Genomic DNA, 23,971 nt, shown 5'->3' on the forward strand with positions numbered 1-23,971 from the left:
GGGCCGGGCGAACTTCGCCATGCCCATAGCGTCAACGAGCAAGTCTCGATCGACCAGCTGGTGACCTTCACGAAGGTGCTGCTGGCTTTTGTTCTCAACTGGACGTCCACCCGGAAACAGTGAGCGCTTCGGCTTATTCCGTCGGGTCGAGCAGGGAGAGATGGTCGAGGAACTGCACGGCGAAGCTGCCGGTGCCCACCGCCCCGGACGCGCGCTCGGCGGCCACGGCATAGACCGCGTGCGCGGCGGCGACGGCCTCAAGCCGGTCCTCGGCATTGGCCAGCATGCCGGCGATGAGACTACCGAGCGCGCAGCCCGCACCCGTCACCAGCGTTAGCCGTGCATCCCCGCCACGCACCGCAATCGTGGCGCTGCCATCGGTGATGTAATCCACCGGGCCACTGACGGCGGCGATGGTGCCCATCTCGGCCGCGAAGGACTGGAGATAGGGCAGCGCCTGATCCGAGGTCATGGTCGTCTCCACGCCCTGGCCGCCGCCTTGGCCGCCGGCCAGCGCGATGAGTTCAGAGGCATTGCCGCGGATCGCGGTCGGCTTGAATTCAAGCAGGCTGCGAATGACGGCGTCGTATTCCGGCGCGCCGGCGCCGATGGCCACCGGGTCCAGAACCCAGGGGACATTGCCCTCATGCGCGGCGCGGGCCGCCGTGCGGATCTCCTCCGGTCCGCAGCTCATCAGGCAGGCGGCATTGATCCAGACCGCGTGGGCATGGCGGCCGAAGACGCTCGGCCAGTCCATCGCCGTGCCGATAGCGGGGGCGGCGCCGACCGCGAGCAGCACATTCGCTGACAGACCCGCCGCGACGTAGTTGGTGAGACCATAGCAGAAGGGCTTCATCTGCTTCAGCCGCGAGAATTCGCGGCGCGCGGCGGCATCGTTCCAGGACAGGTCTTTCATCACGCGCTCCAGTTCCTGCCGCCCAGCGGCGATTGGTCGACCCAGTTCAGACCGGCTTCGGGGAGATGGCAAGACGGTGCAGGGCGGGGCGCCGTTCTCGGCGCTGGCGGGAAGGCTGCCCCCCCGCTATGGGGGGGCAGCCGCACCGCGGAGGAAAAGATGCGCCATCGCCAGGGTTTCGCCTTGATTGCCCTTTGCGGATTAGCCGCCCTAGCGGCAGTGCCGGCATGGGCAGCGACCTCGCCCTTCGACGGCACCTATAGCGGCACCAGCTCCCCTGAATGGGCGGTGCAGGGCTGTGGCAATCAGCAGAAATCGATCACCATCGAGGTCGCCGGCGGTGAAGCCTGGACCCATCATCACCACCTGACGGGCCGGGTTGATGGGAGCGGCCATCTCTCCATGGCGGATGACAGCGGCCGCTCGGAATTGACCGCCACCATCCAGGGCAACAGCCTGACCGGCACCGAGACCGTCATGGCCAGCCCGAAGAAGCTGCGCGGCTTTTATACCGGTGACGAGACCCAGTGCACGCGCACGCTCAGCGCCCAGAGGCAGTAACCGCGCGCCAGACGGCGACCGCGAAGAGCAAGAGCGCGATCGTCGAGGCGGCGAGCACGGCGGCGGCGGCTCCCATAGTGCCGTAGAGCGGCAGGGTGGCGCCCAGCAGCGCGAAGAGGGCGAGGCTCGCGCCGATGCGCACCCAAAGCGCACGCCCTGCGCGACCCATGGCGACCAGCGTCGGCTCAAAGACAACGCTCGCGAGATCGAGCGCCGAAGCGAGGCCGAGCAGCACCAGTAGCGGATAGACGCCGAGATAGGCCGACCCCCCGATCAGATGTAGCAGGGGCCGGCCGAGCACGAGCAGGACGAGCATGATGACGGCGCCCGCGCCCGCGGCGAGGGCTGCCGCGCGCAGGATGAGATGGCGAAACTCATGGCCAGACCCGCCACTATGGGCGCGGGCGAGTTCGGAGAACATGGCGCGTGAGGCCATGTCCGAAATCCGCGCCAGCGCCTGCGTGAGCTGGGAGGCGAGGCGGTATTGCCCGGCGCCCGTCGCCCCGGCGGCGAGGCCGACCAGCAGCACCACCGCCTGTTTCGACCCCTGATCCAGCGTGGTGTTGAGGTTGGTCATCCAGGTGAAGTGCCAGATGCCGGGATTCTCCCGCACCGCCGTCTGCAGTCGCTGCCGCGTCGGCCAGAGGAGGCCGCCCGGCACGACGCGCGCCACGGCGAGCCAGTAAGCGGCGGCCGTCAGGATTTCGCCGGCCGTCCAGGCAAGGAGAAAGCCGCCAACGGTCGAGCCGACCGCGACCACGACGAGCGCGCCGGCGAAGCGGGTAATGGGGGTCACCGCATCGGCCGCAGCCCCGGTGCCGAAACGGTCATGCAGGCGCAGGATGCCGACGGCAGTGGAGCGGGTCGTGAGCAGAATGACGAAGGAGAAGCCGAGGCCCTCGCGGGCGAGGCCGCGCGGCCAGCCGAGCCGGTCGCTCAGCCACCAGACCGCGAGTGTCGCGACTACGCAGCCGGCGAGCGCCGCACCCAGGTCGATCGCCAGGCAGAAACCACCCAGTCGGGCGGCGGCATCGCGATTGCCCGCCCTGAGATGCGGCAGGCCGTAGCGCACGACGATCTGCCAGGTCTGGAAGGTGACGAAGGCAGCAACCGCCTGGGCGCCGCCGGTGATGAGGGTGAATTCGCCGAAACCGCGCGGCCCCAGCGTGCGGGCCGCAAGCGCCAAATAGACCAGGCTGAGGACCGCGCCCACACCCTTGCCTGCCAGCAGCCAGCCGAGATTTTGGAAGATGCGGCCGAGCGACCCGTCCCGCCAGTTCTGGGCCATTAGTATTGGGCCATCAGCTCTGGTTGCCAAGCCGGGCGAGGCGTCTATAGACACGCAGCAAGATGAACATCGCCTTCCTCTACATCGCCGAGGCCTATCAGTGCTACCACGGTGCCGGCATCGCCCATGCACTGGCGAGCGAGCCGGGTGTCACGGTTCACAGCTACTACAACGATCCGAAATCGCTGGCCCAGCTGGAGCGCATCGCGACCGCGCTGGGCGCCGCGCCGATGACCTGTCGCCGGCTCGAACGCTCGCTGCTCACCCGGGCGATGCAACGGGGCCTTCGCCGCTTCGGAATGTTCAAGAGCCTGGTGATGCTGGACAACCGCCGGCAACTCGACGGCTATGACGCGATTGTCGCCGTCGAGGACACGGTGTCTCTCGCCCGCCGGCTCGGCATTCGCCACCCGAGGCTTATCCTTTACCCCCATGGCGCGGGGGACCGAGCGCGCAGCTTTTCGCATCACGCCAAGCCCTTTGATCTTGTCCTCGTTTCGGGTCCGAAAAGCGCGCAACGCATGATCGGTGCCGGGCTCGTCCGGCCCGACCGATGTGCGGCCGTGGGCGCCGTCAAGCTCGAGACCTGCGCGGCGTTGCAGAGACAAGCGGCACCCCTTTTTGAGGAGCCCCGGCCCATTGTTCTTTACAACGCCCACAAGGCGCCGAAACTCAGTTCCTGGCGGCGCTTCATCGAGCCGATGCTCGCCGATTTCACGGCGCAGTCGGAGTTCAATCTGATCGTCGCGCCGCATGTGAAGATGTTCCGGCGCAGAGACGAGAGTTTGCGCGCCGCCTGGGAGGCTCGCGGCACAAAGCATATTCTCGTCGATACGGGCTCGGACCGGCTGCTCGACATGACCTATACCGAGGCAGCGGATGTCTTTGTCAGTGACGTCAGCAGCCAGGTCTACGAATTCCTCGTCCGGCCACGCCCCTGTGTGTTTCTCAACGCGCATGGCGCGACATGGCGGGGCGATCCGAATTTCGCGCATTGGCAGCTGGGAGATGTTGTGGATGAGCCAAGCGACCTGATGGCCGCGATCCGCGCCGCGCCTGCGCGCCATCACCTTTATCGCGCACGGCAGGAGGAGATGGCCCGTGCGTCCCTCGGCGAGGTTGCGGGTGCGTCTGGCCGCGCAGCGGCGGCGATCCTCGGCTTCATGCGGCGTGCCGGCTGATCTCTCTCCACCAGTCAACCGTCTCCCGCAGGCCGGCATCAAGGTCGATCCCGGGCTGCCAGATGCTGGACGGAATCTGCCGGCCAGGGTCGATGCTCCAGTTCCGGTGCAGGATCTCGCGCGCCTTGCCGCGGCCGAAGATCGCGGCCTCGCCGCGCAGCGCAGCTAGACCGTCGCTCACGGCCCCTGCCATGCGAAGGGCGACATCCGGCAGCGGCACGGGGCGCGGCTGACGACCGAGTGCCGACCCGATCCGGCCCAGAAGCTCCCGCCAGCCGTAGCCGTCCGTCCGGGCATCAGAGATTTCCCAGGTCTGCTGGCGCAATTCTCCCTTGCTCACCGCGCGGACGGCGGCCGCGGCGTCACGGACATGGATCATGGCAATGCGCGGCTCGGGCGCCGCAATGGCAGGGGCGAAGCGGCCGGACGCAAGCCGCAGCATGGCGAGACCTTCCCGGTCCCACGGACCGTAGATCGCCGGGGGACGGAGCACGGTCCAGGGACGGGATCCGAGGACCTCCATCACGGCCTCCTCGCCGGCGCGTTTGCTCGCGGCATAGTCGGAGAGGCCGGGCTCACGGGCAACGAGGGAGGAGATCAGCAGGAAGCCGGGTGCGCCGGGCGCTACGGCGGCGGCTTCCGCCACGCGGCGCGCACCGTCCCGGTTGACGGCCAGGAAAGCCGCGGTGTTGCGGGCCTTCACGAGGCCCGCGGCATGGATGACGATGTCTGCGCCGGATACGAGGCGGGCGAGGGCGACCCGGTCGGCAAGTTCGCCCAGCACGAGGTCGAGCGGCAGATGTTCCAACTGGGGATGCAGCGGTGCCGAGCGGACCAGCAGGCGCACCTGCCAGCCGGCTTCCGTCAACGCCTGGGCGATGGCGCGGCCGAGAAAGCCGGTGCCTCCCGTGAGTGCTGCGACCGGACGCGTAACGGCCCCGGCGGGAGCGTTCACGCGGCGATGGCGCCCGCCGGCAGCAGGAGAGAGGCAAGGTAGTTCAGCCTTGCGCGGGCGCGGCTCAACTTGCCCGAGGACGTATAGGGCAGGCTGCCGGGCGGCAATAGGACGACGCGGGCATCCGCACCATGATGGCTGCGCAGCGTGCCGGCGATCTCGGCAGCCAGCGCCTCGCCCTCGTCGGAATCACGGAGGCCGCGGGCCTCAACGGCCACGACCAACACCTCCTGGCCATCTTCCTCTACCGAGAAGGCGGCGACGTCTCCCGTGCGGATCTGCGGCACGGCGCGCTCGACCGTCCATTCCAGATCCTGCGGCCAGATGTTGCGGCCGTTGATGATGATGAGGTCCTTGGCGCGGCCCGTCACGACCAACGTCCCGGCGATGCGGTAGCCGAGATCCCCGGTTTCGAGCCAGCCATCGGCGGACAAACTCTCCCGCGTCTCTTCCGGCCGGTTCTTGTAGCCCTGCATGATACTCGGCCCCTTGGCCACGATGCGGCCGACCTGGCGGTCGCCAAGTGCCGCGCCGTCTGGCCCGCGCACTTCGATACGGTGGCCGAGAAGGGGCAGACCGCAGAGGACGAAGGTGCGGCGGCGGGCCTCGTCGCCCTCGGCCGGGCAGGCAATGCCCTTCTGCTCCAGGAGGTCCAAGTCGATGGTCTCGGTCTCGAAACCCTGGCCGGTCGGCGCGAAGGCGAGGGCAAGCGTCGCCTCGGCCATGCCGTAGCTCGGCAGGAAAGCGCGGGCATCGAAACCACAGACCGCGAAGGTCTCGGCAAATTTGGCGAGTACCCCAGGGCGGATCATGTCGCCGCCGATGCCGGCGACGCGCCAGGTGGAGAGGTCGAGGCTCTCCTTGCCTATCGAGCGCTCGCGCCTTGTGCAAAGGTCGAAGCCGAAGCTCGGGCTATAGGAAACCGTGCCGCGGTTCTGGCTGATCAGGGAGAGCCAGAGGCGGGGGCGGCGGGCGAAATCCTGGGTGGCGATAAAATCGACCGTCACCTGTCCAGCGAGCGGGCTGAGCAGGAAACCGACCAGGCCCATGTCGTGATAAAGCGGCAGCCAGGAGACGGCGCGGTCCGCCGTCCGGATTTCCATGCCCTGATTGAGAATGCCAACGGCATTCGCCATCAGCGCCTTCTGGCGGATGACGACGCCCTTCGGAAAGCGCGTGCTGCCCGAGGAGAATTGCAGATAAGCGGTATCGTCAGGTCCGATTTCGGGCAGATCCGCGTCCCACACATCGAGGCGGGAGAGATCGGCGACCGTGCCACACAGAAGCAGCCCCTGCGCCTCGGCCATGGGCGCCAGCCAGGGCACCAGGTTCTCGGGGGCGAAGAGGGCGCTGGCGCGAGCCTCCTGCACCAGCCGTTCGACATGGGAGACATAGGTTTCGCGCCCGCCAAAGGCGAAGGGCAGCGGCATCGGCACAGGCACGAGGCCGGCATATTGGCAGGCGAAAAAGATGCGCACGAAATCGGGGCTGGTTTCGGCGATGACGGCGATGCTGTCGCCGCGCGCGAGGCCGAGACCGTGCAGGCGGCAGGCCAGATCGCGGGCATCGGCGCGAAGATTGCGGTAGCTCAACGTCGATGAGAGATCGCCTTGGCCGGAATAGAAATTGAGGCCCGTCAGTCCTTCGGCCGCATAGTCCAGCGCCTGCGGCAGGGTTGCGAAATCACCGGCGCGGAGGGGAAGTCCGCTAAGCGAAGGCGTTGGTCCTGACGTGAGATGGAGATCCAAGATGCGATCCAACTATGCTGCGTTCATAAATTTGGGCTCATGCCGCGGCGCGTGCGGCAAGGGTCCTTTCGACGAGTTCAAGGTCCGCGGGCTTGTCGACATCGATGGCCGCGTCCGCGTGAGAAAGGGCAGTAACGGCGAGTGCCGCACCGGTGCGGCGGCTCAAAAGCCGTGCCACACCATCCAATGTCAAGATTCTCAGCGCATAACCGATCAGCGCGGCAGGCCCGATGAGCCAGGCCATGGCGAGCGGACTTTTCCGCCGCTCCTCAATCCGCCTCCAGAAGGCGACGGCGCGGAGGGCCTTCTCGCGGCGGAGCAGGAAGAGGTTGCAGCCGCTGAAATCCCCGTCGCGCAGCCTGATCCAGGTGCGCTGCGTGCCCGGAAAGCCGGCGCGGATGACGTCCGAGCGGGCGACGGCGGCCACGGCATCCGCGCTCTGCGGGGCACGGCTCAGGAAGTCGGCTAGAATGGCGGGGGAGAGCAGGGCGTGATCGGCCGTTGTTACGAGAAGCGGCGCGCCGAAGGTCTCCAACGCGGCCGCCACGCTGCGGCTGGGCGAGGGTTCCGCGCGGATGGACAGAATTTCGGCCGATTCGGGAAAGCCGTCGAGCAGGTCGGTGCGCTCGCTCGAGACGACGATGCGCCCGACAGCCGGGGTCGCCCGCAGCGCGCGGATCACCCGCAGCAGCATGGGCGTGCCGCCCACCGGCAGCAGCGCCTTGTGCGAGACATGGGCTGCCACAGCCATCGGATCAGTCGCGCCATGCCGGCTGCCAGCGAGAACGAGCACGGTGAGAGAACTCGCTTCCATCATGCGGCGAGCGTCTTCTCATAGACGCGATACGTCTTGTATGGCCGCCCGCCGATTGCTTCGGCGAGGTGACGCATCGGCAGATTGTCTTCAAGAATCCAGGACATTTCGACCGCGGTGATGCCCTTTGCTAGCGCCTCGCGCCGCAGCGCCTCGACTATGTGCAGCGCGAGCAGCCGGCCCATCATGCCCGCGCCATGACGCTTGCGCACGCCCATCAGCGGCACGCGGCCCGTCTTCACACCCGAGACTTTGAGACGCCACAGCAGCTTTGCCCAGCCGAAGGGCAGCAGGCTGCCAGACAGGTCCCGAATTGCGGCATTGAGATCGGGCAGGCAGAGGCCAAAGGCGGCCGGCTCCCCGTCGACATCGGCGAACCAGATCAGCCGCTCATGCAACAGCGGCTTCATCGCCTTCGACATATGGTCGACCTCGCTCTCCGTGATCGGCACGAAGCCCCAGTGGGTCGACCAGGCATCATTATAAATGCTGACGAGAGACGCGATGTCCTGCTTGAGATTCGCCATCCGCATGTGGCGGAGCGTGACGTTGGGGGGCAGGCCACGGCTGACGATCGCCGCCGAGCTTTTCGGCAGGGCGGCGGTCGTGTCGCAAAGATAGGCGTAGAGGTCGCGGATCTTGCTATAGCCAAGGGCGGCGACGTGGCTATCCGCATAGGGCGGATCATGTGGCATCATCAACATCGGCGGCGTGTCGAAACCTTCGACCAGAAGTCCCGTTTCCTCGTTGATCGAGAGGTTGAACGGCCCCTGCACGCGGCGGATGCCACGTGCGGCGAGCCAGGTCTCGGCGGTCGCGAGCAGGGCCGCGAAGACCGCCGGATCGTCGATCGCCGAGAGCATCCCGAAATTGCCCACCGGCGCCGCCGGATCGGATTTGGCCAGACGGTCGATCTGGGCGGAGATGCGGCCAACATCCTTGCCGCCGCGGCGTGCGAGCCAGAAGGCGGCCTCGGCATGGCTAAAAAAGGGGTTGCCCTTGGGGCTGAGGGCGGCCTGCCGTTCGGAATGCAGCGGCGGGATATACTGCGGGTCCCGTGCCAGCAGCCGGTCGGGCAGGCGGATGAAGCGCATGAGCTGCGCTTTCTCCGTCACACACAGGATGTCGATGCCGCCGGCAGCCTCGGTCGTCATGGTCTATCAGAGTCTCCAAGCCGGGGCAGGAACATGCGCAGAGAAGGCGCCCCCCGCGTGCGGAGGCGCCAAAGGCGGAGCCGATGCCGGAACAACTCGTTTCATCCTGGAAACGGTTGAGGTGTGCGGAGGCTTCATCCGACGAAGGAACGCCAAGCCTTGCCTGAAGGCGCGATGGCGCCCGCCGGCGTAGATCGGATCGGCCAGATTCATGTGCCCGAGATCGAAAATCCGTCCGTGTTTCCGCGAGCGGGTCTGCATCACCTTCTCCTAGGCTCCCTCGGATGGGGCGGGTAACCCAGAACTGTCAAGAAAATATAAACTTCGAGATAGTATAAATGTCATGTCAGGCGTCATCTGACTGCATCAGACGCAAAATCGCGTAGGCTAGGGAGAAAACAGGAACTAGCCAACCGGCAAGCCAAGGCGGCACCGCGCCCGATTCGCCGAAGGCGTTGAGCAGGCCGGCGCAGACGAGATAGCCGAGACCCAGCACGAGGCCGGTGGCGGTCGCCATGCCGTTGCCTTCCGAGCGGGGCGGGGCCAGGAGCACGGGGGCTGCCAGCAGCAGCATGATGACGGGCGCGAAAAGAACCGCGAAGGCCTCATAAAGCGCAGTCCGATAGTAGGAGGGGCCCTGGATGCCCACCCAGCGGCCCTTGAGCGTGCCGATCAACTTTTCCAGCGTCTGGCTATCCGTCGGCCGGACGAGGGCAACCATATTCGCCGGTGAAGGACCGGCTGGCCATGTCAGGCTTGCCTCCTCACGGACCTTGCCATTGCCGGCCTGCGCGATGCGTGGCTGCGCCAGCACCCAGCCCCGGGCGCCGACCTCGGCGCTCGGCGCCGTGATTTCGGCGGTGACATCGCCTTTGGCTGAGCGCTCGATGAGCGTGACCCCCTCCACCTGCCGCCCGTCCAGAGAGACGCGGTTGACCGCCGCGACATCGCCCCCCGCGCGCAGCCAGAGCGGGGGCGGGACGGGCGCGTCGGCAGCGGGCGGGATGGTCCGTGCCCACCAGTCCTCGAAGGCGCGGTCGGCCCGCGGGGCAACCTCGTTCTGCAGCCCGAACTGGACCAGCGTGAGCAGGAGGCAAAGCGGCATTAGCGCCATCACCATCTGGGCGATGCTCATGCCGGCGGCGCGCAGGGTCGTCACCTCGAGCCCGGCGGCGAGCCCTCTGAAGGCGAGCAGTGCACCGATCAGCACTGCCAGCGGCAGGCTTTCGGAGAGGATCGCAGGCAGACGAAGACCGATGAAATGCAGAATATCGAGGAAGCCGCCATGGGCGAAGATCGTGCCAGCCTTCTCGAAGAGCTCGAGCAGCTGGAGCATGGCGGCAAGCCCGATGAGCGCGCCTAGCAGCCGGCCTAGCAGCAGGCGGGAGAGGTAGAGGCGGATCATCCGGCGCGCGACCTCGGCCGGAAGAGAGCCATGCCACGCAGCCCCTTCGCCGCTCGGTCGGTCGCATCCTCGAGCAGGGTGAAAAGGGGGTCGAGCGGGCCTTCGCTCGTGTGCTGGGAGGCGCGGGCGAACATCCAGAAGCAGAAGGCGGTGAAGGCAAGGAAAATGCCCCATAGCGGCAGGCGCGGGTCGATCAGTCCAGCGGTGCCGAGTGCCGCTGTGAGTTGGATCGCATGATCGTAAAGGATGAGGATCAGAACGCCCACAAGGACGCCGTATTGCCGTCGCGACCGCTTGCCGGAGATGCCCAGCGACACCGCGAGCAGCGGCAGCACGGCCATCGAGAGCGCGCGCAGGATGCGGCTGTACAGTTCGCCATCCAATCTGCGGATTGGCAGCGTCGGATGCGGCGCGAGATGGGCGCGCCAGAGCTCGGCGGTCGTCATCTCCCGCTCGTCGCCGCCACGAGGGCGAAAGGCACGAAGATGCAGGACGAAAGGCCGAGACATGCTGGTGCTTTGCGACGTGATGGTGGCGACCCGTCCATTCGGATGGATGACGAGCCGGTGGCCGTCCTCCAGGCTCAATACGAGCTGACTGCCCTGATCCGTCAGAAAAAGGCTGCCTCGCTCGCCGGTCGTGATTTCTTCGGTGCCGTCCGGCTCCTGCTGGTGGATGAGGACATTGCGGAGCTCACCGGTGCCGGGGTCCGCGGCGTCGGCGGTCACGATCAGGTTGCGACCGACATGGATGATACGCCCGGGCGGGATGGTGGCGTTCCAGCCGCTTTCGGTCGCGGACCACAGCGCCGCGCGGTAGGCGTAGCGGGCGAAGGGCTGGGCATAGCCGTAGAGGCCGTAGGCGACGATGGCGAGGGCGAGGCCGAGCAGCAGAAAGGGGCGGCTGATCCAGGCCATGGAGACGCCGGCATTCTGCATCGCTTCCAACTCGTTGCCGCGGCTCAGCCTGGCGATGACGAAATAGACGCCGATGAAGAGGGCGGCGGGCAGCGCGAGACCGAGATATTGCGGCACGAGGTCCAGCAGCATGCGGCCGACGGAGCCCGTCGGCACGTCCGTGTCCGCCAGCAGATCGAACAGCCGGAGCAGGCGCTCGAGGAGCAGAGCAGGCAGCACGATCGCCAGCGTGCCGATGAAGGGCTTGGCGGAGAGGCTGAGCAGGTAGCGCTCAAGCGTCGCTGCGGATTGCCGCCGGCCGTGTCCGGAAAGGGAGCGCAATGGGCCTATCGTTTATGTATGCGGCAAACCGGGAACGGCCGCGCGCAGGGGTGATCCTCAGACCGCATCACGGTCCGCTTGTTGCAGAATATCCCGGGGACTGCGAGACTGAGCGCCCATGCGCGGCGATGCTGGCAGTTATGAGCCGGGATGCTATTGCGTCTCATTATCACGGAGTCGAGAACCGCGCATCATGTTTCATCCCCTCCAGCTGCGCTGGTTCCTTTTGCTTGCCCTGCCGTGGCTTATGGCAGCCGGCGGTGCGGCGCGCGCCGCCCAGATAAGGCCCGAGGCCAGCCTCCAGTCCAGTCTCGCCTGCGATGCGCCAGGGGTTACCACGGCCATGCCGCGGCTGATCATGACGGTGCCCGACATCCGCAAGACGACCGGCGATGTCACCTTCACCCTTTATGGCGCGGACCCAAAGCGCTTCCTGGCCCATCACGGCAAGATCGGCCTGATCCGCGTGCCGGTGACGGGGCCGAGCGTCAAGGGTTGCTTCGCCGTCTCGGGCCCCGGCACCTATGCGGTCGCGATCTACGATGACGCCAATGGCAATCATCGCTTCGACCTGACCATGGTTGGCCTGCCAGCAGAAGCCTACGGCTTCTCGAACAACCCGCAGATCTTCCTGGCCCCGCCCGGCTTCCGCAAGGTCGCCTTTACGGTGGCTCCCGGGGTCAATCAGATCGCCATTCAGCTCCGTTATTGAGCCGCGACTCCGATCCGCCAGTCGCCCACGGTGCGGAAGCGATCGGCTTGGGGGTCGTAGCGGCGGAGTTCGGTCTCGAGCTGCCAGCCTCCCGCTCTGGGCATCACACGATGCAGATGCCAGCCGGCATATTCGGGCCTGGGTTTGGCGGCGAGTGCCGCCGGCACGCTGAAGGTGGCGATGGGGCCTTGCGGCCCGGGGATCGGTTGCAGCCGTGTCACATGATGGTGGCCGGAGAGCACGAGTTCGGCGCCGTGGCGCGCCAGGATGTCGCATAGCGCGACTCGGTCTCTGAGCGCCTTGCGCTCGCCGCCGGGGCCGATCACCGGCGGATGGTGGATCAGCACAATGCGAAACAGGCCCTCGGCGGCCAGCCGGTCGAGCAGTGGTCCGAGGCAGTCGATCTGGCCAGGGCCCAGGGCGCCGGCGGCGGAGAAAACGCGCGTCTGGATTGCCGAGGACAGCCCGATAACCGCCACCGGCCCCCGCCTTCTGACGAAAGGGAAGGGCGTGCCATGGGGTTTTTCGATTTCCGCGTCACCCGCGAACCACGGCCCCCATTGACAGAGACTCTCCTGCCAGGGCAATTTTGTTGTGACATCATGATTACCAGGCACGACCGAGACCTCGGTCGGATCGCCGAAACCCTCCAGATAGCGCCGCGCCGCCGCAAATTCCGCCGGATGGGCAAAGTTGGTGAGGTCCCCGGTGAAGGCCAGATGGTTGGGCGCGTGGGCCGCGATATCCGCACGCAGTGCCGTCTCCGGCTGCCAGCTATGGATGCGATGGCGCTTTCTCCGCCAGGAGAGAACGGCCAGTGCCTGCTTGACATGCCGCTGCCGAAACGAGATCGCTTCGACCGGCGGCGGAAGGTGGAGATCGGACAGATGGGCGAGGCTGAACGACATTGGCTAAGCTGACCTTTTCTACCCCGGCGCCCCGGCGTATCGGGCTCATCATCAATCTGCGCAGCCACGTCAACAAGTCCCACCCGATTGATCTCGCAGCAGTACAGGCCCGCCATCCCGATCTGCGCGTGGCAGCCCCCGCTGATCTCGGCGCGCTGCGCGACACCCTTGCCGGTTTCGCGGAAGAGGGCGTCGATCTCCTGGTCGTGTCCGGCGGCGACGGCACCGTGCGGGACGTGCTGAGCGCCTTCCCCCCGGCCTATGCCGCGCAGCCGCCAGAACTCGCCATTCTCTCCGCCGGCAATACCAACCTCGCCGCCCGCGTGTTGGGCAGCGCTGGGAGCGGGGACGCGGCGCTCGACCGGCTGTTGCGAGCCGCTCATGCCGGGCGACTGCACCGCAAGACCTGCCCGGTGCTCGAAGTCTCCTGGCCGGACGAGCCTGGGCGGCCACCGTTGGTGGGCTTTTTGTTCGGGACCGCGGGCTTCACGGAAGCCAAAACGGTCGCCAATCTCGTGGTGCGGCGGCAAGGCTTCAGCCATGGGCTGGAGGTGGCGGCGACCCTGTTCGTCACTGCCTTGCGCGCTTTGGTCGGACGCAATTCCCCAATCCGTCAGGGCTGGTCGATGTCGCTCGCGGTCGAAGGGCGGCCGGCCATCGCGGGCAAGCGGTTCCTCGTCATGGCGACGACGCTGGACAGCCTCATGCTCGGGCTCTGGCCCTTCTGGGGGCGCGGTTCGGGCGGCATCCGCTGGCTCGATATCGACGCGCCACCGCGGCGGTTCGCGGCTGGTCTGCTTGCCGTCATGCTGCGCCGCCCGCGGCCCTGGATGATCCGCAGTGGCTACCGTTCCGGCCGGGGCAACGCCATCCGGATGATGTTCGACCAGCCCTTCATCCTCGACGGCGAAGCCTTCGAAGCGCGGGCCGGCGTGCTGCTCTCCACCGCCGGGAGCGTCACCGTGGTGGCGCCGTGAGCAGCCTGGCACCAGAAACCCTGCATCGGCTGGTCGCGACGGAATTCGCGAGGCCGCAGCCGGCCGCTCTCGATCACCTGGTCGAGGCGATCCTCGCCCGTCACGGGGAAGCGGTGCGTGTCATCCTCTTCTATGGTTCCTGCCGTCGCACGGGTGATCTTTCCGGTCTCATCGATCTCTATGTCCTCTATGACGACGCGCACGCGTTTCATGGCGGCTGGCTGCCGGCGGTGGCGAACCGCCTGCTGCCGCCCAATGTGTCGCTGATCAGCGCCGGCGGGCTGCGCGCCAAGGTCGCAACCCTCTCAATGCTGCAATTCCAGCGGCGGGCGCGGCGCCAAGCGGTCGACACCACGATCTGGACGCGCTTTTCCCAGCCATGCTCGCTGCTCTACGCGCGGGATGAGGCGTCGCGCCGCGCGGCGGCGGCATTGGTCGCGAAAGCGGGGCGCACCGCCGTCTTCTGGGCGCGCGCCCTGAGCCCCACGGCCGCCGCGCCAGCCGGGATCTGGCAGGGACTCTTCAATTGCACCTACCGGGCGGAACTGCGGCCCGAAAGCGCCCGCCAGCCCGGCTTGCTCTATGAGACAAATGCGGCTTGGTTCGATGCCCTGCTGGCGGCGGTGCCCCCGGAGGGGGAGTCGCTGCCCCTCGGTGGATGGGGACTGCGCCGGCTTTGCGGCCGGCCGCTCAATCTGCTGCGGCTCGCCAAGGCGGCCTTCACCTTCGCGGGCGGCGCCGATTACATCCTCTGGAAGTTGCAGCGCCATGCCGGCATTGGCCTGTCGCTGAGCAACTGGCAGCGCCGCCATCCCTTGCTGGCTGCACCCGGCCTGCTTTGGCGGCTGCGCCGGATGGGCGCGCTGCGCTGAACCTTATTTGGCCGGCGAGAGCGCCGCGCCGGTCTCCGACAAAAGCCCGAGTTCCTCTCCGACCGCAGTGATTGCCGCGATCGCGAAGTCGATCTCCTCGCGATTGTGGGCCGCGCTGACGCTGGTGCGCAGCAGCGCTTGGCGCTCCGGCGTTGCCGGCGGCAGCGCCAGATTCACGTAAAGACCGCGCGCCAGCAACATATTCCAAAAGGCAATGGCGGTTTCGGCCGAGCCGAGACGGACGGCGACAATGGGGCTCGGCGTGGGGCCGAGCTTGAAGCCGGCCGCCTCTAGCCCCGCATAGAGCCTGTCGGCGTTGTGGTTCAGGGCGAGTCGCAGGCCGGGCCGGCTGCCCAGCACGTCCAGAGCCTGGGTCACTCCGGCGGCGACGGAAGGGGGCAGGGAGGCCGTGAACATGTAGCTGCGGGCGATAAGGCGCAGGACCTCGAACCCGGGCAGGCTGGAAGCAAGGAAGCCGCCGATGCTGCCGAGGCTTTTGCTGAAGGTGCCGACGACGAAATCGACATCCTCCTCGACCCCGGCCTGTTCGGCGAGGCCGCGCCCGTGCTCGCCCAACACGCCAAGGGAATGCGCCTCGTCGACCAGCAGATAGGCGCCGGTCTCCCGCTTGACGGCCGCGAATTCGCGCAAGGGGGCGACATCCCCCAGCATGCTGTAGATGCCCTCGACAACGATGAGCTTCTCGCCCGGACGATCCGCCAGATGGCGCAGCCGACGGTAGAGGTCATCCGGGTCGTTATGGCGGAAGCGCGTGACGGTCGCCTCGCTCAGGCGGGACCCGTCATAGATGCTGGCATGGCTGTCGGCATCGAGGAGGAGCTGATCGTCGCGGCCCGCGAGCGCCGAAAGGGCGCCGAGATTGGCTTGGTAGCCGGTGGTGAAGACCATCGCGTCGCGCCTGTGCAGAAAGCGGGCGATGCGCTTTTCCAACGCGACATGCGCGCCGTAGGTGCCGTTGGCAATGCGCGAGCCGGTGGTGCCGGTGCCGTCGGCCTGAAGGGCCGCCACCGCTTTGCCGACGCAGCTCTCCTCAAAGGTCAGGCCCAGATAGTTGTTGGTGCCAAGAAGCAAGACCTCGCGCCCGCCGATCTCAGCCGTGGTCGGCGAAAGGATGCGGTCGAAGGTGACGTTGAAGGGATCGGCGCCGGTTTCCCGGAGGGTCCCGAGCTGATCTTTCAGCTGGGCATATTTGCCTAGCATATCAGATCGGGGCCCGGGCGGGCTCGGCGCCAAGCGCACGCGCAAGATCGGCAACCGTCTGGATTTCGGCAACCGTTTCCAGCGGAATGACCGTATTGAATTCGGTTTCCAGCTCCATGATGAAATCCATCACGGCAATGGAATCGAGGCTGAGATCACGCACGATATTGGTTTCGGGCGTGATGGAGGCAGCCATCTCTGGGGTAACGCCTTCCAGGGTGCGGGCGACCCCCACGATATTGCGGATCACATCTTCTTCGCTGGCCACCATCTGTCTCCGTCGCAAAGGCCCTCTGCTCCGGTACAAGTGCAGGGGCCGACACCATCGAACTCTATCGCGAACGAGTGTATCACGCATGCGCCTGATCAACAGCATCCGAGGCGCATGGCACGCGCTTGAGCGTCTCGGATGGACGATTTTGCGGCCGTGAGGAGAATGGGTGACATGTTACGGCCGATGGATATCTGGCGCCCAGCCATCATCGCCAAGCCTTTCGGCCGCATCTTGGACGAGGGGATTGAGGAGGCTTCCCTGCACTGGCTGCCGGAACTGCCGCCTGCTTGTTTCTGGGCCGATCCCTTCGGGCTGTGGCGGGACGGCAAGCTGCATGTCTTCGTCGAGCGTTTCGATTATCATGATCGCGGTGGCTGGATCGAGGTTCTCGTCTATGACGCTGATCTTCGTCTTCTGGGCAGCCGGCCGGTGCTGCGGGAAGCCTGGCATCTATCCTATCCATTCGTTTTTGAGGCGGAGGGCGAGACCTGGATGCTGCCGGAGGCCTTTCAGTCGGGCACGCTGACCCTTTATCGCGCGCGGCGCTTTCCCGACCAGTGGGAGCCGGCGTGCTCGCTGCCGCTGGATGGCCCGGCGATCGACGCGACACCGTTCCAGTTCGAAGGACGGTGGTGGCTCGTCTATGCGCCGTCCCATTCCAAGCCTGCCAAGCAAAGCCATTTGCACGCGGCGTATGCGGACCGCTTGACCGGGCCCTGGACGCCGCATCCAGGCAATCCCGTGCTCATTGACCGGTCGAGCGCGCGGCCCGGCGGCACGCCGTTTCTGCACGGGGGGCGCATTGTGCTGCCGGTGCAGGATTGCCGGGGCACCTATGGTGCGGCCCTTCGCCTTCTGGACATTTCCCGCCTCGACGCGACCGGGTTTGCGGCGGAGGCGCGGGATGGCTTAGCACCCGTTTCCTGGATGGCGCCTTACCTGGACGGGATGCATACGCTCTCCGCCGCCGGCGCGGTGAGCCTGATCGATGCGAAATGGATGGATGCCTCGCTCGCGGGCAAGCTGTCCCGCCTCTATGGCATCGTCAAGCATAAGATTGCACGCCAAGCGGCATGAAGATCGCCTTCCTCTACAACCACGACACCATCCACCAAATTCCGCACACCGTGCCGGTCGCGGCCGCGCTGGCCAGGCGGGGTGTCGATGTCCATATTCTCGCCTCCAGTCCTGAACAGAGCGAGACGGCGAGGGCGCTGCTCCCGCCCGATGTCTCCGTCGCCTTTCGCGAACTGGAACTGCGGCCCATGAGCCGCATCGTGAATGCCGCGCTGCGGCATGTCGCCCCCTTCCGACGGATTGCGATCCTACGGGAAAATGTCGGGGTCTTTCGCGCCTATGATGCGATTGTAGTGCCGGAGACGACGACGACGATGCTGCGCACGCGCTTTGGCGTAGCCGATGTGCCGCTCATCTACATTCCACACGGAGCGGGGGACGGCGCGGCCGGCTTCCAAACGGTGACACGTCAATTCGACCTTGTCCTCCTCTCGGGTGACAAGGTGCGGGCCCGCATGGCTGCGGCGGGTCTCATCCGCGCGGGCCACCATAGCGTCATCGGCTATCCAAAATTCGACGTGACGCTCGGCCGCCCGGCCGAACGGTTCTTCGATAATGACCTGCCAACCGTTGTCTATAATCCGCATTTCAATCCGCGCATCTCATCCTGGTATCCCTTCGGGCGCGCCGTTCTGGAATGGTTCGCGCAAGACAGGCGCTACAACCTCATTTTCGCCCCGCACGTGATGCTTTTCCAGCGGCTGCTGCATACGTCCCTGATCCATCGCAAGATGGGCTGGCGCGGTCGTGTGCCGGCGGCCCTCCGTCATCACCCGCGCATCCTGATCGATCCTGGCAGCCGACGATCCATCGACATGAGCTATCTGCGCGCGGCCGATCTTTATCTCGGTGATGTCTCGAGCCAGATCTACGAATGGATCGAGACGCCACGGCCGGCGGTCTTCTTCAATACCGGCGGCCCCGAGCGGACAGCGAATCCAGATTTCCGCCACTGGAGACTGGGCCGCGTGATCGATGGCATGGAGGCGCTGCCGAGCGCCCTCGCACAGTCCTTTGCCGTGCCCGATACCTTTGCCGCGGCTCAGCGGCAGGCGGTCCTCGAGACTTTTTCGGTGACCGACCGCCCGGCCGGGGAACGCGGGGCCGAGGCCATTCTTGCCTATCTTGAGGGGCAGGCGGCGGACCATTCCCGAGCAATGTGACAAATATCTCAAAAATCTCTCACGGACTGATAATCAGGTTGCAGAAACCGTTCTCTATGATAAATTGATCTCAAGAAGTGGGATCAAATCCCATCGGCGCTGACCTGCGCCGACGGAGAGGGGAGGAGAGTATGCAGCCGTTCAAGTGCGGCCGTGGGCAGTTCCGAGAGGCGCGGGCGTGAGTGCCGCGATGGCTCCGGCGACCGGTGGTGAGACTACCGAGATCGCCGTCGATTGCAGCGGAATCACCAAATCCTATGATGGCGTCCCGGTTCTTCGTGACATCTCGGTCCGGTTCGCGCGCGGCACGGTGAATGTGCTGGCCGGCGAGAATGGTGCCGGAAAGTCCACGCTCTTTAAGATCATCTCCGGCCAGGTGCACCCGGATTCCGGCGCTCTGAAACTTTTTGGCGAGCCGGTCCGCCGATTTGATGCCCGCCACGCGCAAGGCCTGGGTGTTTCGATCATCCCACAGGAGCTCGCGCCGATACCGGACATGAAAGTTTGGCAGAACCTGCTGATCGGACGTGAGAAGAGCAGCCCGTTCGGTCTGCTGCGTCGCCGCCAGATGGTGGATGAGGCGGCGGCGATGATGGAAAGCGTCGGCCTCTCGGTCGATCCGACGCTGCCCATGAAACGTCTCAACGTCGCCAACACCCAGATGATCGAGATCCTGAAGGCGACGTCGCGCCAGGCCCGCATCATTCTGATGGACGAACCGACCTCCTCCCTCAGCAAACGCGAGACCGAACAGCTGTTCCGCGTCATCCGCCGCCTGCGCGCCGACGGCGCCTGCATCCTCTATACCAGCCACCGCATGGAGGAGATCGAGGAGATCTCAGACAGCGTCGCCATCATGCGGGACGGTGCAATCATCCGCCACGCGCCGACCGGGAATCTCACCGAGCACGAGATCATCACCGACATGGTGGGACGCGAGATCACGGAGCTTTTTCCTGATCGCACCATTACCGAAAGTGTCAAGCCGGTGCTGGAGGTGCGCGATCTCCACGTCTCCGGCTATAACGCCTCCGTATCCTTCAGCGTCAAGGAAGGTGAAATCCTCGGTCTCGGTGGCCTTGTCGGTGCGGGCCGCAGCGAGATGCTGGAGGCGATCTACGGCATGCGGCGGGCGACCGGCCAGGTTACGCTGGACGGACGTGACCTGCCGCTGGGCCATATGCAGGAGTCGATCAAGCGTGGCATCGCCATGGTGCCGGAGGACCGCAAGCGCTCCGGCATCCTGACCTCGCTCTCCATTCTCGACAACGTTTCCTTACCGCATCTGAATACCTTCACAAGCTCTGGGGGGATTTTGGAAAATGCCAAGCGGCGCACGCAGTCGCTCGATGTGCTGAAGCGCACGCGCGTCGCCTATGCCTCGCTCGGCCAGAAGGTCGGGCATCTTTCCGGCGGCAATCAGCAGAAGGTGGCGCTGGCACGGTGGCTTGTCACCGGAACGCCCCGGCTCCTCATCCTCGACGAGCCAACGCGCGGCATCGATGTCGGTGCCCGCAGCGAACTCTATCGTCTGATCAACGATCTGGCGGCGCAGGGTGTCGCCGTGCTGCTCGCTTCCTCTGACATGCCGGAACTGATCAACCTCAGCCATCGCGTTCTCGTCATTCGGGAAGGCCGGATCATGGGGGAATTGAAGAAGAACGAGCTGGAGCAGGAAACGATCCTGCGTCTGGCGATGGGAAGGTCGTCCAATGCAAACCAATAGTATCACCTCCGATGCCGCCTCGGCGGCGGTGCCGGCGGGCATTTCGGCGCGCCAGGTCGGGCGTTTTGCGCTGCGCTATGCGCTGGTCATCATCCTGGCGCTGTTCCTTGTGACGCTCGCCGTCTCGAATCACTCCTTCCTGACCTTCTCCAACATGAACGTCATCCTTATCCAGGTGGCGGCCAATGCGCTGCTGGCGACGGGCGCGACCTTCGTGATCCTGACCGGCGGGATCGACCTCTCGGTCGGCAGTATCGTAGGCCTGTCCGGGGTGGTGGCAGCGCTCTTTGCCCAGGATGACGGCGCCATCACCTGCACCGAGGCCGTGGTGCTCGGCGTGCTTGCAGGTACCGCGATCGGCGCCTTCAACGGCCTGCTCGTGGCCTTCGCCCGCGTGCCGCCTTTCGTCGCAACGCTCGGCAATATGACGGTCGCGTCCGGCCTTGCTTTCGTCGCCAGCGACGGCCAGCCCATCTCGGGTCTTTCCGATCAGTTCCTGGCCCTCAGCGGCACGATCTTCGGCATTTCTATCCCCGTTGCGGTGATGATAGTCGTTGTGGTCGTCGCCTGGATCATCCTGGCGCGGACCAAATTCGGCATGCATATCTATGCGGTCGGCGGCAATCCCCAGGCGGCGCGGGTCGCGGGTGTCAATCTCCGCGCCAACCGTTTCGCGGTCTATACCATCTCGGGACTTCTGGCCGGGGTTGCCGGTGTTATCCTGGCCGCACGCGCGACCGCGGGCATCGCCACCAACGGCACGGGTTATGAGCTCAACGCCATCGCGGCGGCGGTGATCGGCGGCATCAGCCTCGCCGGCGGCCGCGGCTCCATCATCGGCACGGTGTTCGGCTTCCTGATCATCGGCGTGCTCGATAACGGGCTCAACATCATCAACGTTTCACCCTTCTACCAGCTTATCGTCAAAGGCCTGATCATCATCGGCGCCGTCTTCGTCGACAGCGTGATGAACCGCAGCGACGATTGAGGACGAAGGGGACGTGCCTTGCCTGCTCCGCCGCGGCTTGCGGACCGTGTTTCCGCGGCGGAGATGTAAAAAGCAAAAACGATCAGATCAAAGGGATCAAGAAATGCCGTCTAAACTTCTGAATCGTCTTCTGGCCGGTGTCGCCCTGACTGCGGGTATCGCGGGCGCCGCGCCCGCCTTCGCCGACAGCGCGCATCCAGTGATCGGCTTCACCGTCTACGACATGTCCTCCTTCATCTCGCTCGCCAAGCGCGGCGTGGAAAAGGTGGCGGAAGCCAATCACGCGACGCTGCTGTGGAACAGCGCTGGCATGGACGTGAACGCCCAGATTTCGCAGTTTCAGCAGTTCATCAACCGCAAGGTTGACGCGATCGTCGTGGCACCGGTGAACTCCGCCACGCTGACGCCGCAGATCAAGGCGGCCAAGGCGGCCGGCATCGCCGTTATCGTGACCAACCTGACGGCGAGCCCGGACGCGACGCCCTATATTACGTCCTATGTCGGTCCGGATGACGTGCAGGCAGGCGCCAACGAGGCGAAGCACATGGTCGCCGCCCTCCATGGCAAGGGCAATGTCGTCGTCCTGCAGGGGCCGCTCGGCCAATCGGGTGAAATCGACCGTACCAAGGGCATCAAGGAAGTCCTGGCGCAGAACCCCGGCGTGACGGTGCTCGCCATTCAGCCCGGCAACTGGGCGCGCAACCAGGCTTACAGCGTCACGCAGGATTGGCTCTCCCGCTACGGCAGCAAGATCGACGGCATCATCGCCGAGAATGATGACATGGCCATCGGCGCCATCCAGGCGCTGAAGGAAAAGGGCCTTGCCGGCAAGATCCCGGTGACCGGCACAGACGGCATCAAGGACGGCATGCGCGCGGTTCGCGATGGCACCGAGCTTGAGAGCAACCTGCAGGATGGTCCGCTGGAACTCGGCATGGCCGAGCAGGTCGCGATCAACCATGCCCAGGGCAAGCAGGTTCCGGCCACCGCCATGTTCATCATGCCGGAGCTGACCAAGGACAATGTCAACCACTACTACTCGCAGATGTACGGAAATTTTAACGGCTTCCTGAACACGCTGCCGGCGCTCATCAACGCCAACCTTGCGTCTGGCGATTACGGCCACCAGTAATGCTGGCGGGACCTGGCCCGCGCTTTGGGCCGGGTCCCTTCATTGTTCCACGGGGTCTGCTGAATGGGTGAGGACAGTCAAAGAGGCCGTGGTGTCGACGAACGGCGCCAGCGCATCCTCCACCTTTTGTTGAGAGAGACCTCGGCCCAGGTGGACGAGCTGGCGGAGCGCTTCGGCGTGAGCCGGATGACCGTGCACCGGGATCTCGACGCGCTGGCCGAGCAGGGCTTTGTCCGCAAGGTCCATGGCGGCGCCCGGGTCAGTTCATTGCATCTCGTGGAAACTGAATTCGTACAGCGCGGTACAATGGCGGTGGCAGAAAAGCGCGCCATCGCCCGGGCGGCCGTGGCGCTGGTGCAGCCCGGCCAGATCGTCGTCCTCGACGATTCCACAACCTGCACCATCCTTGCGGAGCAGCTGGCGGCGGTCGAGCCCCTCACTGTCATTACCAACGGCCTCGGTCCGCTGGAGCGGCTGCACACCGACCAGGGCAAGACGATCATCTGCCTGGGTGGCACCTACAAGCAGCACTATCACGGCTTCTTCGGATTGGTCCTGGAGCAGGCAACGCGCGGCCTGCGCGCCAATACCGTCTTCATCTCGGCGCAAAGCGTATGGGAGAACACGGTCTATCATCCGGAAGAGGAGGTGGCGAAGAGCAAACAGGATCTGCTCGCCATCGCTGACCAGCGGGTACTTCTCGTCAATAGCCAGAAATTTGGTGCGACGGCGCTGCACCGGGTAGGCGCGGTTGCGGAGTTCGACGTCGTCATCACCGATTCCGGCATTTCACCTCTCGATCTGAACAAGCTGCGGGAGACGAAGCTGGAGGTCATTGTGGCGGATTTGCAGCCATAGATGTCCTGCCAGCAGCGGCTTCCCGCCTAACGGGATAGGGTCCATGTCATCCAGTCTTGCCACAGCCTATGATCTGACCGGCCAGGTCGCCATCGTTACCGGCGGCGCCCAAGGCATCGGTTTCGCCATCTCCACGCTTCTTGCGGAGCAGGGGGCGCGCATCGTCATCATCGACCAGAACCCGCAGGTCTCGGATATCGCCGAGGGGCTGGGCAATGGCAGCTACGGCCTCGCGGTGGACGTGCGGGATGATGCCGCCGTGCACGCGGCGGTCGACGAGATCGCCGGTGAGAACGGGCGCATCGACATCCTGGTCAACAATGTCGGCATTGCGCCGATTGCGCTGGCGACCGACCTGACCATGGCGCAGTGGGACGCGACCTTCGCCATCAATCTGCGTGCCGCCTTCATGTTCTCCCAGGCGGCCGGGCGCCACATGATCGCCCGGAACTACGGGCGGATTGTCAGCATGGCCTCCCAGGCGGCGCTGGTCGCCCTCGAAGGCCATATCGCCTATACCGCGAGCAAAGCCGGCATCATCGGCATGTCCAAGGTTCTGGCGCTGGAATGGGGCCCGTATGGCATTACGGCCAATACGATCTCGCCGACGGTGGTGAATACCGCCATGGGCAGGGAAGTCTGGGCGGGGGAGAAGGGCATTGCCTTCCGCGCCAAGATCCCCGTCGGCCGCTTCGGTGAGGTCGAGGAAATCGCCCACGCGGTGCTCTTTCTGACGAGCGCGGCGGCGGGTCTCATTAACGGCGAAAATCTCGTGATCGACGGCGGCTATACCATCGTCTGAC

23 protein-coding genes are annotated in these 23,971 nt (G+C 65.7%); 12 read left to right on the forward strand and 11 right to left on the reverse strand.

Annotation, left to right across the window (positions count from 1 at the left end; translation table 11 throughout):
- Positions 1 to 133: 133 nt before the first annotated feature.
- Positions 134 to 916, reverse strand: coding sequence for a hydroxyethylthiazole kinase (locus tag VL752_RS02980; RefSeq protein WP_325352253.1), 783 nt, complete (start codon positions 914 to 916; stop codon positions 134 to 136).
- A gap of 159 nt (positions 917 to 1,075) precedes the next feature.
- On the opposite strand from VL752_RS02980, the gene VL752_RS02985 reads away from it, so the two are divergent.
- Positions 1,076 to 1,477 (forward strand): hypothetical protein, encoded by a 402-nt coding sequence (locus VL752_RS02985; RefSeq protein ID WP_325352254.1) that lies wholly within the window; start codon positions 1,076 to 1,078, stop codon positions 1,475 to 1,477.
- On the opposite strand, the gene VL752_RS02990 is transcribed toward VL752_RS02985, so the two are convergent.
- Positions 1,458 to 2,765, reverse strand: a complete 1,308-nt coding sequence (locus VL752_RS02990) for a lipopolysaccharide biosynthesis protein (protein WP_325352255.1) — start codon at positions 2,763 to 2,765, stop codon at positions 1,458 to 1,460. The genes VL752_RS02985 and VL752_RS02990 overlap by 20 nt on opposite strands.
- 62 nt (positions 2,766 to 2,827) lie before the next feature.
- Between VL752_RS02990 and VL752_RS02995 the strand changes: the two genes are divergently transcribed.
- Positions 2,828 to 3,946 (forward strand): hypothetical protein, encoded by a 1,119-nt coding sequence (locus VL752_RS02995; RefSeq protein ID WP_325352256.1) that lies wholly within the window; start codon positions 2,828 to 2,830, stop codon positions 3,944 to 3,946.
- Here the strand turns inward: VL752_RS02995 and VL752_RS03000 are convergent.
- The 6 genes from VL752_RS03000 to VL752_RS03025 all read right to left on the reverse strand — a co-directional run bounded on the left by VL752_RS03000 (position 3,927) and on the right by VL752_RS03025 (position 11,260).
- Positions 3,927 to 4,901, reverse strand: a complete 975-nt coding sequence (locus VL752_RS03000; RefSeq protein ID WP_325352257.1) for an NAD-dependent epimerase/dehydratase family protein — start codon at positions 4,899 to 4,901, stop codon at positions 3,927 to 3,929. The two genes, VL752_RS02995 and VL752_RS03000, sit on opposite strands and share 20 nt — an antisense overlap.
- Positions 4,898 to 6,649 carry a fatty acyl-AMP ligase gene (locus tag VL752_RS03005; RefSeq protein WP_325352258.1) on the reverse strand — a complete coding sequence of 584 codons (1,752 nt, stop codon included), beginning with the start codon at positions 6,647 to 6,649 and terminating at the stop codon, positions 4,898 to 4,900. Before VL752_RS03005 ends, VL752_RS03000 begins: the two co-directional genes overlap by 4 nt.
- Positions 6,650 to 6,686: 37 nt before the next feature.
- Positions 6,687 to 7,466, reverse strand: a complete 780-nt coding sequence (locus VL752_RS03010; protein WP_325352259.1) for a nucleotidyltransferase family protein — start codon at positions 7,464 to 7,466, stop codon at positions 6,687 to 6,689.
- On the reverse strand, positions 7,463 to 8,617 hold the full coding sequence (locus VL752_RS03015) for a GNAT family N-acetyltransferase (protein WP_325352260.1): 1,155 nt from the start codon (positions 8,615 to 8,617) through the stop codon (positions 7,463 to 7,465). Before VL752_RS03015 ends, VL752_RS03010 begins: the two co-directional genes overlap by 4 nt.
- A gap of 346 nt (positions 8,618 to 8,963) precedes the next feature.
- A complete protein-coding gene (locus tag VL752_RS03020) occupies positions 8,964 to 10,022 on the reverse strand; it encodes an LptF/LptG family permease (protein ID WP_325352261.1) in 1,059 nt (352 codons plus the stop codon).
- Positions 10,019 to 11,260 carry an LptF/LptG family permease gene (locus tag VL752_RS03025; RefSeq protein ID WP_325352262.1) on the reverse strand — a complete coding sequence of 414 codons (1,242 nt, stop codon included), beginning with the start codon at positions 11,258 to 11,260 and terminating at the stop codon, positions 10,019 to 10,021. The genes VL752_RS03020 and VL752_RS03025 overlap by 4 nt, the downstream gene beginning before the upstream one ends.
- Before the next feature lie 193 nt (positions 11,261 to 11,453).
- On the opposite strand from VL752_RS03025, the gene VL752_RS03030 reads away from it, so the two are divergent.
- A complete protein-coding gene (locus tag VL752_RS03030) occupies positions 11,454 to 11,972 on the forward strand; it encodes a DUF2141 domain-containing protein (protein WP_325352263.1) in 519 nt (172 codons plus the stop codon).
- On the opposite strand, the gene VL752_RS03035 is transcribed toward VL752_RS03030, so the two are convergent.
- On the reverse strand, positions 11,966 to 12,880 hold the full coding sequence (locus tag VL752_RS03035) for a metallophosphoesterase family protein (protein WP_325352264.1): 915 nt from the start codon (positions 12,878 to 12,880) through the stop codon (positions 11,966 to 11,968). The two genes, VL752_RS03030 and VL752_RS03035, sit on opposite strands and share 7 nt — an antisense overlap.
- On the opposite strand from VL752_RS03035, the gene VL752_RS03040 reads away from it, so the two are divergent.
- Both VL752_RS03040 and VL752_RS03045 read left to right on the forward strand, forming a co-directional pair.
- Positions 12,880 to 13,857 carry a diacylglycerol/lipid kinase family protein gene (locus tag VL752_RS03040; RefSeq protein WP_325352265.1) on the forward strand — a complete coding sequence of 326 codons (978 nt, stop codon included), beginning with the start codon at positions 12,880 to 12,882 and terminating at the stop codon, positions 13,855 to 13,857. The two genes, VL752_RS03035 and VL752_RS03040, sit on opposite strands and share 1 nt — an antisense overlap.
- Positions 13,854 to 14,729 carry a hypothetical protein gene (locus VL752_RS03045; protein ID WP_325352266.1) on the forward strand — a complete coding sequence of 292 codons (876 nt, stop codon included), beginning with the start codon at positions 13,854 to 13,856 and terminating at the stop codon, positions 14,727 to 14,729. The genes VL752_RS03040 and VL752_RS03045 overlap by 4 nt, the downstream gene beginning before the upstream one ends.
- A gap of 3 nt (positions 14,730 to 14,732) precedes the next feature.
- On the opposite strand, the gene spt is transcribed toward VL752_RS03045, so the two are convergent.
- Complete coding sequence (spt, locus tag VL752_RS03050; RefSeq protein ID WP_325352267.1) at positions 14,733 to 15,950, reverse strand: serine palmitoyltransferase; 1,218 nt, start codon at positions 15,948 to 15,950, stop codon at positions 14,733 to 14,735.
- 1 nt (position 15,951) lies between these two features.
- Positions 15,952 to 16,221: an acyl carrier protein gene (locus VL752_RS03055; protein ID WP_325352268.1), complete on the reverse strand. Its 270-nt coding sequence runs from the start codon at positions 16,219 to 16,221 to the stop codon at positions 15,952 to 15,954.
- A gap of 174 nt (positions 16,222 to 16,395) precedes the next feature.
- Between VL752_RS03055 and VL752_RS03060 the strand changes: the two genes are divergently transcribed.
- From VL752_RS03060 to VL752_RS03090, 7 genes are all read left to right on the forward strand, one after another.
- Positions 16,396 to 17,301: a glucosamine inositolphosphorylceramide transferase family protein gene (locus VL752_RS03060; protein ID WP_325352269.1), complete on the forward strand. Its 906-nt coding sequence runs from the start codon at positions 16,396 to 16,398 to the stop codon at positions 17,299 to 17,301.
- Positions 17,298 to 18,464 (forward strand): hypothetical protein, encoded by a 1,167-nt coding sequence (locus VL752_RS03065; protein WP_325352270.1) that lies wholly within the window; start codon positions 17,298 to 17,300, stop codon positions 18,462 to 18,464. The genes VL752_RS03060 and VL752_RS03065 overlap by 4 nt, the downstream gene beginning before the upstream one ends.
- A 178-nt stretch (positions 18,465 to 18,642) precedes the next feature.
- Entirely contained in the window at positions 18,643 to 20,190 is a 1,548-nt protein-coding gene (locus VL752_RS03070) for a sugar ABC transporter ATP-binding protein (protein WP_325352271.1), read from the forward strand.
- Positions 20,177 to 21,178, forward strand: a complete 1,002-nt coding sequence (locus VL752_RS03075; RefSeq protein ID WP_325352272.1) for an ABC transporter permease — start codon at positions 20,177 to 20,179, stop codon at positions 21,176 to 21,178. Before VL752_RS03070 ends, VL752_RS03075 begins: the two co-directional genes overlap by 14 nt.
- Positions 21,179 to 21,281: 103 nt before the next feature.
- On the forward strand, positions 21,282 to 22,310 hold the full coding sequence (locus VL752_RS03080; RefSeq protein WP_325352273.1) for a substrate-binding domain-containing protein: 1,029 nt from the start codon (positions 21,282 to 21,284) through the stop codon (positions 22,308 to 22,310).
- 63 nt (positions 22,311 to 22,373) lie between these two features.
- Entirely contained in the window at positions 22,374 to 23,168 is a 795-nt protein-coding gene (locus VL752_RS03085; protein WP_325352274.1) for a DeoR/GlpR family DNA-binding transcription regulator, read from the forward strand.
- A gap of 43 nt (positions 23,169 to 23,211) precedes the next feature.
- Positions 23,212 to 23,970 carry a GolD/DthD family dehydrogenase gene (locus VL752_RS03090; protein ID WP_325352275.1) on the forward strand — a complete coding sequence of 253 codons (759 nt, stop codon included), beginning with the start codon at positions 23,212 to 23,214 and terminating at the stop codon, positions 23,968 to 23,970.
- The last annotated feature ends 1 nt before the right edge of the window (position 23,971 follow it).

Origin of the sequence: Acidisoma sp., assembly GCF_035492295.1 — a bacterium.
In the GTDB taxonomy this organism is placed as follows: Bacteria; Pseudomonadota; Alphaproteobacteria; order Acetobacterales; family Acetobacteraceae; genus Acidisoma.